This window comes from Pseudoclavibacter sp. JSM 162008, from assembly GCF_041366455.1.
In the GTDB taxonomy this organism is placed as follows: Bacteria; Actinomycetota; Actinomycetes; order Actinomycetales; family Microbacteriaceae; genus Pseudoclavibacter.
Genome location: NZ_JBEWYX010000009.1, coordinates 162,880 through 174,359, shown reverse-complemented (window position 1 = coordinate 174,359; position 11,480 = coordinate 162,880). Strand labels below are relative to the sequence as shown.

At 66.8% G+C, this 11,480-nt stretch carries 10 protein-coding genes; 4 read left to right on the top strand and 6 right to left on the bottom strand.

All coding sequences use genetic code 11. The annotated features are described in order from the left end of the window. Positions 1-988: 988 nt before the first annotated feature. From ABVF28_RS09855 to ABVF28_RS09840, 4 genes are all read right to left on the bottom strand, one after another. Positions 989-2,593, bottom strand: a complete 1,605-nt coding sequence (locus ABVF28_RS09855; RefSeq protein ID WP_104311861.1) for a cytochrome bc complex cytochrome b subunit — start codon at positions 2,591-2,593, stop codon at positions 989-991. Beyond that, a complete protein-coding gene (locus ABVF28_RS09850; RefSeq protein WP_104311862.1) occupies positions 2,577-3,656 on the bottom strand; it encodes a ubiquinol-cytochrome c reductase iron-sulfur subunit in 1,080 nt (359 codons plus the stop codon). Before ABVF28_RS09850 ends, ABVF28_RS09855 begins: the two co-directional genes overlap by 17 nt. Before the next feature lie 72 nt (positions 3,657-3,728). Next, positions 3,729-4,562, bottom strand: coding sequence for a c-type cytochrome (locus tag ABVF28_RS09845; RefSeq protein WP_104252851.1), 834 nt, complete (start codon positions 4,560-4,562; stop codon positions 3,729-3,731). A 22-nt stretch (positions 4,563-4,584) separates the two neighbouring features. Further along, complete coding sequence (locus tag ABVF28_RS09840) at positions 4,585-5,217, bottom strand: heme-copper oxidase subunit III (RefSeq protein WP_211890514.1); 633 nt, start codon at positions 5,215-5,217, stop codon at positions 4,585-4,587. Positions 5,218-5,322: 105 nt separating this feature from the next. Between ABVF28_RS09840 and trpD the strand changes: the two genes are divergently transcribed. Beyond that, entirely contained in the window at positions 5,323-6,381 is a 1,059-nt protein-coding gene (trpD, locus tag ABVF28_RS09835) for an anthranilate phosphoribosyltransferase (RefSeq protein ID WP_179556801.1), read from the top strand. 87 nt (positions 6,382-6,468) lie between these two features. Here the strand turns inward: trpD and glpK are convergent, their stop codons facing one another. Next, positions 6,469-7,983: a glycerol kinase GlpK gene (glpK, locus tag ABVF28_RS09830; protein WP_371030336.1), complete on the bottom strand. Its 1,515-nt coding sequence runs from the start codon at positions 7,981-7,983 to the stop codon at positions 6,469-6,471. A 154-nt stretch (positions 7,984-8,137) separates the two neighbouring features. Then, positions 8,138-8,923 carry an MIP/aquaporin family protein gene (locus ABVF28_RS09825; protein ID WP_179556800.1) on the bottom strand — a complete coding sequence of 262 codons (786 nt, stop codon included), beginning with the start codon at positions 8,921-8,923 and terminating at the stop codon, positions 8,138-8,140. A 189-nt stretch (positions 8,924-9,112) separates the two neighbouring features. Between ABVF28_RS09825 and dhaK the strand changes: the two genes are divergently transcribed. The 3 genes from dhaK to dhaM are packed head-to-tail and all read left to right on the top strand — an operon-like array spanning position 9,113 to position 11,460. After that, positions 9,113-10,114, top strand: a complete 1,002-nt coding sequence (gene dhaK / locus ABVF28_RS09820; RefSeq protein WP_371030335.1) for a dihydroxyacetone kinase subunit DhaK — start codon at positions 9,113-9,115, stop codon at positions 10,112-10,114. A gap of 3 nt (positions 10,115-10,117) precedes the next feature. Continuing rightward, complete coding sequence (gene dhaL, locus ABVF28_RS09815) at positions 10,118-10,750, top strand: dihydroxyacetone kinase subunit DhaL (RefSeq protein ID WP_104311867.1); 633 nt, start codon at positions 10,118-10,120, stop codon at positions 10,748-10,750. Further along, positions 10,747-11,460 carry a dihydroxyacetone kinase phosphoryl donor subunit DhaM gene (dhaM, locus tag ABVF28_RS09810; protein ID WP_371030334.1) on the top strand — a complete coding sequence of 238 codons (714 nt, stop codon included), beginning with the start codon at positions 10,747-10,749 and terminating at the stop codon, positions 11,458-11,460. The genes dhaL and dhaM overlap by 4 nt, the downstream gene beginning before the upstream one ends. Positions 11,461-11,480 lie beyond the last annotated feature (20 nt).

Below are 11,480 nucleotides of genomic sequence, written 5' to 3'. Positions count from 1 at the left end.
GGCCTTCCTCGGGCTGGTGTGTGGTCAGAGACCACCAGCATCGAGGAAGGCCCGCCTCATGCGGCGGAGCGACCCAGAGTGGGGAATTTCGATGAGCAGAACCGAGGAATTTCAGTGAGCGCCGTCACTGAGCCACGAGGAAGAGGAGAAAGGCTCTCACCCTCCGAGGGTGCGCAGACTTTGCCTGATGGGACCATGAGTGCGTCTCGGCCTGGTGGAGCGGTGCAGACGACCGGGCGCAGACGAATCCCTCGCTGCTGACGCTGCGGCGTCTTGAACCCCACCGACGTCGCAAGAAGAACGTCGAAATCGCGCCCTGGAGGGACCGAACGCTGGTCCACGGGCGAGGACGAGCAGTATCCCGCCCGTGATGATGCAGAGGCTGCGGTTGCGGTGCCTCGTACGGCCGGTCGACACGAGTGATGGGGGAGCCCGGGTGATCGAGATCCAGTCTGCAGCGGCTGCGTGCGCGTCGATGACACGCACCGGCTCGGATCGGGGAGCAGTTGCAGCTCCCCTTTGTGCGGAGAGGCGACCACAGGTGGCCCCTGGGACGCTGAGCCTGCGTCCACGGTCGTTTCCTGCCCCCAAGGCGGCGGGCCTTGGGACTGCTCGGTCGACAACATGGCCATGCTGCTTCTGCGCCCTGCGCCCTGCGCCCTGCGCCCTGCGCCCTGCGTCCCTGCGCCCTGCGTCCCTGCGCTCCTGCGCTCCTCCGCTCCTGCGCCCCTGCGCCCCTGCGCCCCGGTGGGCCCGCAGCAGGCCGGCTCCATGCTGACCTCGACCTCGGCCACGTCGGGGCGGACGCTGAAGCCGACAGTGACGCCGACGGCCAAGCCCGCATCGCTCGCCTCCATCCACGAGGCAAGCTGCTCCATCCTGGCTCGAGCTTCCAGCTCAGACAAGAATGGGGCTGCCAGATCGCATATGTGCGGATCTGACAGCCCCATTTGCAGCCCAGGAGGCTGCCACAGGAGTTGGCTACGACCTAGTGGTGGCCGTGGTGTGCCTGCTCGAGCTCGCCCTTGGCGACCGGCTCGACACGGTCCTCGAAGAACCACCGGGACAGGGCGGCACGCACGCGCATAGGCGCCGTGATCTTGCCATCCGAATTCGGACGAAGCATGATCGGAGCCTGCTCGTTGTAGGAGACCAGCTCCCAGCGGTCGTACTTGTCCAGAGGAACCTCAACCTCGACGAACTCACCGTGCGGGAGGCGAAGTACACGACCCGACTCCACGCCGTGGAGCGCGAGCGAACGGTCACGCTTCTGCAGTCCGATGCAGATTCGCTTCGTGGCGATGTACGCGATGATCGGGCCGAGGATGAGCATCACCTGGAGGAAGTGGATGACATGTTCCATCGCGAGATGGAAGTGCGTCGCCATGAGGTCCGAGCTTGCCGCTGCCCACATGACCGCGTAGAACGTGACACCGGCAGCACCGATGGCGGTGCGGGTCGGAGCGTTGCGCGGACGGTCGAGCAGGTGGTGCTCGCGCTTGTCGCCCGTGATCCAGGCCTCGATGAAGGGGTACACGACGACCAGCACGATGAAGATGCCGATGACGATGAGAGGTGTCAGGATCGCGAACGACCACGTGTGGTTGAACCAGTACACCTCCCAGCCCGGTGGGATGAGGCGGAGCATTCCGTCGGCGAAACCGATGTACCAGTCAGGCTGGGTTCCAGCGGACACGGGGGACGGGTCGTACGGGCCGTAGTTCCAGACCGGGTTGATCGAGAAGAACGAAGCGATCAGGAAGATGAGGCCGAAGATGAGGAAGAAGAATCCTCCGGCCTTGCCGGCGAAGACCGGCAGGACCGGGTTTCCGACGACATTGCCGTTCGTACGGCCGGGTCCAGGCCACTGGGTGTGCTTGTTGATCACCATAAGGGCAAGGTGCAGCGCGATGAACAGGATGACCATCGCGGGCAGGATCATGATGTGCAGGGAGTACAGGCGGCCGACGATCTCGGTGCCGGGGAACTCGCCGCCGAAGAACAGGAACGAGACCCACGTCCCGACGAGCGGGATGCCCTTCATGATGCCGTCGATGATGCGCAGGCCGTTGCCGGAGAGCAGATCGTCGGGGAGCGAGTAGCCCGTGAAGCCCTCAGCCATCGCGAGGATGAAGAGCACGAAGCCGACGACCCAGTTGAGCTCGCGCGGCTTGCGGAACGCGCCCGTGAAGAAGACGCGCAGCATGTGCAGGCCGATGGAGGCCACGAACAGCAGGGCCGCCCAGTGGTGCACCTGGCGCATGAGGAGGCCGCCACGGATGTCGAACGAGATGTCGAGCGTGGATGCCATCGCGGCCGACATGCCCATGCCCTTGAGGGGCAGGTAGGAGCCTTCGTATTCGACGTGCGCCATCGACGGGTCGAAGAAGAACGTCAGGAACGTGCCGGAGAGCAGGATGACGACGAAGCTGTAGAGCGCGATCTCACCGAGCATGAAGGACCAGTGGTCCGGGAAGATCTTGCGGCCGAACTCCTTGACCGCGCCCGAGATCGTGGTGCGCTCGTCGAGGTAGTTGGCGGCGCCAGCGATGAAGCCGCCTTCGCGGACCGGAGCTTTATACGTTGTAGTCATGGCGTCGCTCCCAGAAGCTCGGTCCGACAGGTTCGGTGAAGTCGCTCTGCGCGATCAGGTAGCCCTCGTCGTCGACGGCGATCGGCAGCTGCGGGAGCGGACGACCAGCGGGTCCGAAGATGACCTCGCAGTGGTTCTTGACGTCGAACTGCGACTGGTGGCAGGGGCAGAGCAGGTGGTGCGTCTGCTGCTCGTACAGAGCGACAGGGCAGCCGACGTGCGTGCAGACCTTGGAGTAGGCGACGATGCCGTCGTACGACCACCCCGCTCGGTCTTCGCGCTCGTTGAGCTGGTCTGCGGGGAGACGCATCAGCAGGACGACGGCCTTGGCCTTCTCCTCGAGCAGGTGGTGCTCGAGGTCGATAAGGCCGTCCGGGATCACGTGGAACGCGGAGCCGTACGTGACGTCAGCTGCGCGGATCGGCGTGCCCGTAGGGTCGCGGACAAGGCGCGTCCCTTCTTCCCACATGGTGTGCGAGAGGGATTCGACCGGGTCCGGGTTGTTTCCGTTGTAGAGGTCGCGGAAGAGGACGATGCCGGGAAGCGGCATCGCGACGAGCGCACCGATGAGCGAGTTGCGGAACAGCTTGCGGCGGCTGAAGCCGGATTCCTCGTTGGCCTGCGCGAAGATCTCGACGGCGCGCGAGCGTGTCGCGGGCGATCCCTTGCCGGGGTGGCGTGCTTCGGCCATCTCGTGGTCGGCCATGAGGTACTTCGACCAGGCGACGGTGCCGATTCCGATGGCGAGCATGGCGAGGGCGATGCCGATGCCGAGGAACATGTTGTTCGCCCGCACCGTGGAGATGTCCTCGCGGCTGATCGGCCACACGAAGTAGGCGACGACAGCGAAGATGCTGGCGAGCGCCGAAAAGACGAAGAGCGCGACGAGGATCCGCTCGGTGCGCTTCGCCTGTGCGGGGTCTACGTCGGTGATCCGGTCGCGGTGCGCCGGCATGCCAGGGTTCTCGAAGCCGTCCTTGGGAAGGATCGCGGTCCCGATGTGAGGCGCCCGCTCCGACGAAGGAGCAGTGCGAAGCTCTCCGCCGTGTTCGCCATCAGCCATGGTGATCCCTTTCTGGGTGTGTCTGTTCAGCTGCAGTATGTCTTGGATGCCTGTGGCAGGTCTCAGCCAGCACTAGTTCGGTCGAGTGGCGATCCAGACCGCCATGGCGACGCCGGCACCGATCCCGAAGATCCAGATGAAGAGGCCTTCGGAGACGGGTCCGAGCGATCCGAGGCTGTTGCCGCCGATCGTGCCTGTGACCTCGGTCTGCCAGCGGATGGCCGTGATGATGTCGGCCTTGTCCTGGGGGGTGAGGTTCGCGTCGTTGAAGACGGGCATGTTCTGCGGGCCGGTGATCATGGCCTCGTAGAGGTGCACCGGCTCGACAGTCATGAGCTCGGGAGCGAACTTGCCCTCGGTCAGGGCGCCGCCCGCGCCGGCCACGTTGTGGCACATCGCGCAGTTGATGCGGAAGAGCTCGGCGCCGCGTGCCGCGTCGCCGTCGGCCTGCAGGTACTGCTCGTCCGGGACAGCGGGGCCGGGGGCCAGCGATGCCACGTAGTCCGCGAGGTCGCTGATGCCCTGCTCGTCGAACTGGACGGGCTTCGCGGGCGCCTGGGCGGCGTTCGCCTGCATCGGCATGCGGCCGGTTCCGACCTGGAAGTCGACGGCGGCTGCTCCGACGCCGATGAGGCTCGGACCGTTCTCCGTACCGGCGGCGTTCATGCCGTGGCAGGTTGCGCAGTTCGCGCCGAAGAGCGCAGCACCGTTCTCGATGTCGCTCGCCGCGGCGGGGGCGGCACCTTGTGCTGCGGCCGCCGTCGTCGCGGAGTCGATCGCGGTGTACGCGCCTCCGGTGAGGAGGAGGCCGGCTCCGAGGAGTGCGGCGGTGGCGAGAGGGGTGCGGCGGCGTGCCGTCTTGCGGGTCGCCGTCTTCGCAGTCCGTGGCTTGGTGGTTCGGAACATTTGGGTGTTCTCCAGGATCGGGCTACGAGAAGTAGGGCAGCAGGTAGATGACGAAGAAGAGTGCAACCCAGACCACGTCGACGAAGTGCCAGTAGTAGGAGATGCCCAGTGCGCTGCTGACCTCGCGGGTGCCCATGCGCCTGGCCGAGTACATGCGGCCGATGACGAGGAGGAACGTGACGAGTCCGCCGGTCACGTGCAGGCCGTGGAAGCCGGTCGTCATGTAGAAGGCGCTCGTGTACGCGTTGAGGTTGAGGACGTAGCCCTCGCTCACGAGCGTGGCATACTCCCAGACCTGGCCCGCGACGAAGATGCCGCCGAGAAGGACCGTGAGGTAGAACCATTCGATGGCGCCCCAGTGCTTGGGGCTCTTGCCGGTCGCACGCGCCTGCTCGCGCTCAGCCGCGAACGTGCCGAACTGGCACGTGAACGACGAGCTCACGAGGATGAGCGTGTTGATGGTCGCGAAGGGGACGTTCAGCACGCTGTGGCCTTCGGCGAACTGCTCCGGCGCCATTGAGCGCAGTGTGAAGAAGATCGCGAAGAGCCCAGCGAAGAACATCACTTCGCTACCGAGCCAAACGATGACGCCGATGGCAGTCGTATTGGGGCGATGGACCGTGTGCACGGCCTGAGCGGAGGTTGCAGCAGTCACCTGACCATTATGACCGATTTCCCAGGCTCCCGAGACAAGGCGGCCCGACCGGCGGGTCGCGTCCGATTAGGTGTGCCTGGGTGGTGGACGACTATCGTTTCCTGCATGACTTCGACCGAGACCTGGCCCGGACTGCTCGAGAAGCTGCTTGGCGGTGAGGATCTGAGCGTCGCGCAGGCGACGTGGGCGATGCGCCAGGTGATGGCGGGCGAGGTGAGCGAGGCTCGGCTCGCGGCGTTCCTCGTGGCGCTCCGTGCGAAGGGGGAGACGGTCGAGGAGGTCGTCGGCTTCCGGGACGCGATCCTCGAGCACGCGGTGCCGCTCGATGTGCCGCCGATGGCGCTCGACATCGTCGGCACCGGTGGCGACATGGTCGGAACCGTCAACGTGTCGACCATGTCGTCGATGGTCTGCGCTGGGGCCGGGGTGCCGGTCGTCAAGCACGGCGGCGGTGCGTCCAGCGCGAAGTCGGGCTCCAGCGACGTCCTCTCGGCGCTGGGCGCCGTGCACACGGCCGATCCGGTCCGCGTGAAGCGGATCTTCGAGGAGGTCGGCCTGACGTTCGTGTACGCGGCGCAGTTCCATCCCGGCTTCGGGCACGCGCGGAAGGTGCGCGGCGAGCTCGGCGTCCCCACCGTGTTCAACCTGCTCGGCCCGCTCACCAACCCAGCACGACCGGAGGCTTCGGCGGTCGGCGTGGCACGCCAGGCGGCGATCCCCCTCATCACCGGCGTGTTCCGCACGCGCGGTGCGACGGCACTCGTCTTCCGAGGAGACGACGGGCTCGACGAGCTGAGCGTCACGGGATACAGCCACATCTGGGAGGTCTCGAACGGCGCGATCACGGAGCACGACCTTCATCCGCGCGACGTCGGCCTCGGCACGTACGACATGCAGGAGCTCCTCGGAGGCCTGCCAGAGGAGAACGCCGCCATCGCCCGCGACGTCCTGTCCGGGAAGCGACACGGTGCCGTCCGCGACATCGTGCTGCTCAACGCCGCCGCTGGCCTCGTCGCCTACGACCTCGCGCAGAATCCCGAGGCCGCCGAGCGGCCCCTCCGGGAGCGGCTGTCAGCCAGGATCGTGGATGCAGCGGCGAGCATCGACAGCGGGCGGGCGATCGAGACCCTCGACGCTTGGGTCGCCGCGACACGCGCCGCCTGACCCCGACGCAGCTCAGACCACGGAGAACGGCCGAGGCCCTCAGCAGGTGCTGCTGAGGGCCTCGACGTGTTCTCTGCGTTTCCCGGGCTACGAGACGTCCTCGTCGACCCAGTCAAGCGTCTTCGAGACGGCCTTCTTCCAGTTGCGGTAGAGGCGCTCGCGCTCCTCTTCCGGCATCTGCGGGGTCCAGCGCTTGTCCTCCTGCCAGTTGGCGGACACCTCGTCGAGGTCCTTCCAGAACCCGACTGCGAGGCCGGCCGCGTAGGCGGCGCCGAGTGCGGTTGTCTCCGTGACCACGGGGCGAACGACATCGGTGTTGAGGATGTCGGCCTGGAACTGCATGAGCGTGTCGTTGGCGACCATGCCGCCGTCGACCTTGAGCTCGGCGAGCGGCACGCCTGAGTCAGCGTTCGACGCCTCGAGGACGTCGCGCGTCTGGTACGCCGTGGATTCCAGCGCTGCACGCGCGATGTGGTTCTTGTTGACGAAGCGCGTCAGACCGACGATGGCGCCTCGTGCATCCGGTCGCCAGTACGGCGCGAAGAGGCCCGAGAACGCGGGGACGATGTACGTGCCGCCGTTGTCCTCGACCTTGCTCGCCAGCTCTTCGATCTCCGGTGCCGAGTTGATGAGACCCAGGTTGTCGCGGAGCCACTGGACCAGCGAGCCGGTCACGGCGATCGAACCCTCGAGCGCGTAGACGGGAGCCGCGTCGCCGAGTTTGTAGCAGAGCGTCGTGAGGAGCCCGTTCTCGGACTTCACGATCTTCTCGCCGGTGTTGTAGATGAGGAAGGACCCGGTGCCATAGGTGTTCTTGGCCTCGCCGGACGTGAAGGCTGTCTGCCCGAACGTCGCCGCCTGCTGGTCGCCGAGGATGCCGGAGATCGGGACTTCGCGGAGGAGCGACTGCGTGCTCGCGTGTCCGTAGACCTCGGACGAGGACTTGATCTCGGGGAGCATCGACGCTGGAACACCGAAGGCGTCCAGGATCGACTGGTCCCAGGCGAGCGTCTCGAGGTCCATGAAGAGCGTTCGGGAGGCGTTCGTGACGTCGGTGACGTGCACGCCCCCATTCACCCCGCCCGTCAGGTTCCAGAGCACCCAGCTGTCGGTCGTGCCGAAGATGAGGTCGCCTGCCTCGGCTCGCTCGCGCGCTCCGTCGACGTTCTCGAGGATCCAGACGATCTTGGTGCCGGAGAAGTAGGTGGCGAGGGGCAGGCCCACGGTGTCCTTGAACCGCTCGACGCCGCCGTCGGCCGCCAGGCGGTCCACGATGGCCTGAGTGCGCGTGTCCTGCCAGACGATCGCGTTGTAGACCGGCTCGCCGGTGGTCTTGTCCCAGACCACGGCCGTCTCGCGCTGGTTGGTGATGCCGATCGTGGCGATGTCGTGCCTGGTGATGTTCGCCTTCGAGAGCGCCTGGCCGATGACCTCTCGCGTGTTGTTCCAGATCTCCTTCGGGTCGTGCTCGACCCAGCCTGCCTGCGGGAAGATCTGCTCGTGTTCGAGCTGCCCCGTGGACACGATCGTCCCTGAGTGGTCGAAGACGATGGCTCGAGAGGAGGTGGTGCCCTGGTCGATGGCGATGACGTACTTGCTCACGGAATGACTCCCTTGTCAGAGATGGTGATGTGCCAGTGGTGGTGACAGCGATGCCGACCTGGCGCGAGCATCGCGGGTGGTGTCATGCAGACAGTTTCGGGGCCGGATCTGTGAGGAGTCCGGCCCCGAAGACGTGGTGGTGTGCTCGCGGGTGCTAGGCGGTGACGCCTGGCAGGATCGCGGTGCCGACGAGGCCCGCGAGGATGCCGCCGATGATCGGTCCGACGATGGGGACCCACGAGTAGCTCCAGTCGCTGCCACCCTTGCCCTTGATGGGGAGGAAGGCGTGCGCGAGGCGGGGCCCGAGGTCACGTGCTGGGTTGATGGCGTATCCGGTCGGGCCACCGAGGCTCGCGCCGATGGAGACCACGACGATCGCGACGGCGAGCGGCGCGAGGTTGCCGAGGCTCGTCGAATCGGGTGCGGTCGATCCGAGGTCGCTGCCGAGGATCCCCGGGAAGTTCGTGAAGGCGATGACCGCGAGGACGAGGACGAACGTCGCGATGATCTCGGTCACCGTGTTCCAGCCGAGGCTGCGCTTCGCCGGGCCGGTGGCGAAGACCGCGAGCTTGGAGGCCGGGTCGGGTTCGTCGTCGAAGTGCAGCTTGTAGGCGAGCCACACGATGACGGCTCCGAGGATGGCACCGATCAGCTGGGCGAGAATGCGCAGCCCGATCTCTCCTCCGTCGATCGGGTCGCCGTTCGCGAGGGCGTTGGCCGCGAGGCCCAGCGTCACTGCTGGGTTGAGCTGGCCGCCGGAGGCCGCAGACGAGAGCACGCCGATGAAGACGGCGAAGCCCCAGCCGAAGTTGATGAGGAGCCAGCCGCCGCCGTTGCCCTTCGTGCCTTTGAGGACGACGTTGGCGACGACACCGCAACCGAGGAGGACGAGCACTGCGGTGCCCACCAGCTCGGCCAAGAAGATCGATCCTAGATCCACGGGATTGCCTTTCTGGGAAGTTCGATACGGGGCGAGCCCGTGCCGCGATTGAGCGGTGCCTCACCCTAGGCACAGCGCGAACTAATACGCGCGTGTTACGAGGGAATTTCCCCGAATCGTGACAAGTCGGCGGCACTAGGCTGGGCCTGGTTGCAATGCTGCCGCCAATATCTCGTCGAGAGGATGATCGTGAAAAAGCTGATCAACGATCCGAAGGACGTTGTCAAAGAAGCACTGGAAGGCATGGCGCTCGCACACGCCGACATTCTCCGGGTCGCTCCGGAGCCGGCGTTCCTCGTGCGCAACGACGCGCCGGTGGCCGGCAAGGTCGGCATCGTGTCCGGTGGCGGTTCTGGTCACGAGCCGATGCACGGAGGCCTGGTCGGGTACGGGATGCTCGACGCGGCAGTTCCTGGGCCCGTGTTCACCTCCCCGACGCCTGACCCCATCCTGGAGGCGACGAAGGCGGTCGATGCAGGCCGCGGGGTGCTCCACATCGTCAAGAACTACACGGGTGACGTCCTCAACTTCGAGACCGCATCCGACCTCGCGCTCGCCGAGGACATCGAGGTGCGCAGCGTCATCGTCGACGACGACGTGGCCGTCAAGGACTCGCTGTACACGGCGGGGCGTCGAGGCGTGGCAGGCACGGTGCTCGTGGAGAAGATCGCGGGTGCCTCGGCCGAGCGCGGCGACGACCTCGACACCGTCGCGGGCCTCGCGGAGCGCGTGAACGCGCAGACGCGATCGATGGGCGTCGCCCTGACGGCGTGCACGGTTCCGCACGCGGGGGAGCCGAGCTTCGACCTCGCTGACGATGAGATCGAGATCGGCATCGGTATTCACGGGGAGCCCGGGCGCGCGCGAATCGGGATCGAGCCTGCGGATGCGATTGTCGATCGCCTCTTGGCCCCGATTCTCGAGGACCTCCCTTTTGCATCCGGCGACAATGTTCTTCTCTTTGTGAACGGAATGGGGGGCACGCCGGAAATCGAGCTCTACATCGTGTTCCGGAGGGCGGCGGCGGTACTCGCAGAGCACGGGATCTCCGTGACTCGTCACCTCGTCGGGAACTTCACGACCTCGCTGGAGATGCAGGGATGCTCGATCACCGTGCTGAGACTCGACGACGAATTGACCGAATTATGGGATGCGCCCGTCCACACGGCGGCGCTCCGGTGGGGAAGGTAGGACATGGCACTCGACGGAAACTGGGCTCGCACATGGGTGGAGCTCTCCGCGGCCTCTATGGCCGAACATCGGACTGAGCTGATCCACCTCGACAGGAACATCGGTGACGGCGATCACGGCGAGAACATGGACCGAGGATTCCAGGCGGCTCTCGGGAAGCTGTCGACGCTCGAGGACGGCGCGACGCCGGCGGATGTGCTGAAGCTGCTCGCGACGACCCTCATCTCGACCGTCGGCGGTGCTGCGGGGCCGCTGTACGGGACAGCTTTCCTCAAGGGCGCGGTTGCCCTCAAGGGCAAGGCGGAACTCGACCCGGCTGACGTCGCGGCGTTCGTGGAGGCGGCGAGCGCCGGACTCCAGCAGCGCGGCAAGGCGCAGCCAGGCGACAAGACGATGGTGGACGCATGGTCCCCGGCCGCGTCCGCGGCGCAGAAAGCCTCGGACGCAGGCGAGGATGCCGTCTCGGTGCTGCGCGCCGCGGCGTTCGCCGCCGTCGAAGGCGCCGCGGCCACGGAGCCGCTCGTCGCGAGGAAGGGGCGGGCGAGCTACCTGGGCGAGCGGAGTGCGGGGCACCGCGACCCTGGAGCGCAGTCGACGGCCTACCTCCTCGGGGCCGCGGTCGAGGCCGCCTCGTGACAGTCGGCATCGTCGTCGTCTCTCACTCGGCCCGCATCGCTGATGGGCTCGTCGAGCTGGCCGGCCAGATGGCCGCTGACGTGGCGATCATCGCCGCCGGCGGCACGGAGGACGGTCGCGTCGGCACGAGCTTCGAGCTGATCGAGAGCGCCGTGGCACAGGCACGGTCCGGCGACGGAGTCGCGGTCTTCACCGACCTCGGTTCGGCCGTCATGACCGCCGAGACGGTCCTCGAGATGCTCGACGACGATGCCGACGAGGTCCGGCTCGTGGATGCGCCACTGGTCGAGGGCACGGTCGCGGCCGCCGTCGCTGCGGCGGGCGGTGCCTCTCTCGACGAGGTCGTCGCTGCTGGAGAGTCCGCTTGGCTGCGCCCAGCTGAGCAGTCGACCGGCCTCGGCGAGGGCGCTACGCATGAGGTCGCCGCGGATTCAGCGTCGGATGCCACGGTGCCCGACGCGAGCGCTCGCGTCACGATCGTCAACGAGCAGGGGCTCCACGCGAGGCCGGCGGCGCAGCTCGCGGCGGCGGCGGCGAGATTCGAGGCGAAGATCACGATCGGCGGGGCCGACGCGGACAGCCTCCTGCGCATCATCTCGCTCGGGGCATCACACGGTCAGGAGATCGAGGTCGCCGCGACCGGCAGGGACGCGGACCAGGCCGTGCGAGAACTCGCCGATCTCATCAGCTCCGGTTTCGGCGAAGCCTGAGGAACAAGCAACCACAGCAC

What these genes read in the sequence shown, in the direction of transcription:
- trpD (WP_179556801.1), top strand. Translation starts at nt 5,323, where the DNA reads ATGACTTCGACCGAGACCTGGCCCGGACTGCTCGAGAAGCTGCTTGGC.
- ABVF28_RS09850 (WP_104311862.1), bottom strand. Translation starts at nt 3,656, where the DNA reads ATGGCTGATGGCGAACACGGCGGAGAGCTTCGCACTGCTCCTTCGTCG.
- ABVF28_RS09855 (WP_104311861.1), bottom strand. Translation starts at nt 2,593, where the DNA reads ATGACTACAACGTATAAAGCTCCGGTCCGCGAAGGCGGCTTCATCGCT.
- dhaL (WP_104311867.1), top strand. Translation starts at nt 10,118, where the DNA reads ATGGCACTCGACGGAAACTGGGCTCGCACATGGGTGGAGCTCTCCGCG.
- ABVF28_RS09845 (WP_104252851.1), bottom strand. Translation starts at nt 4,562, where the DNA reads ATGTTCCGAACCACCAAGCCACGGACTGCGAAGACGGCGACCCGCAAG.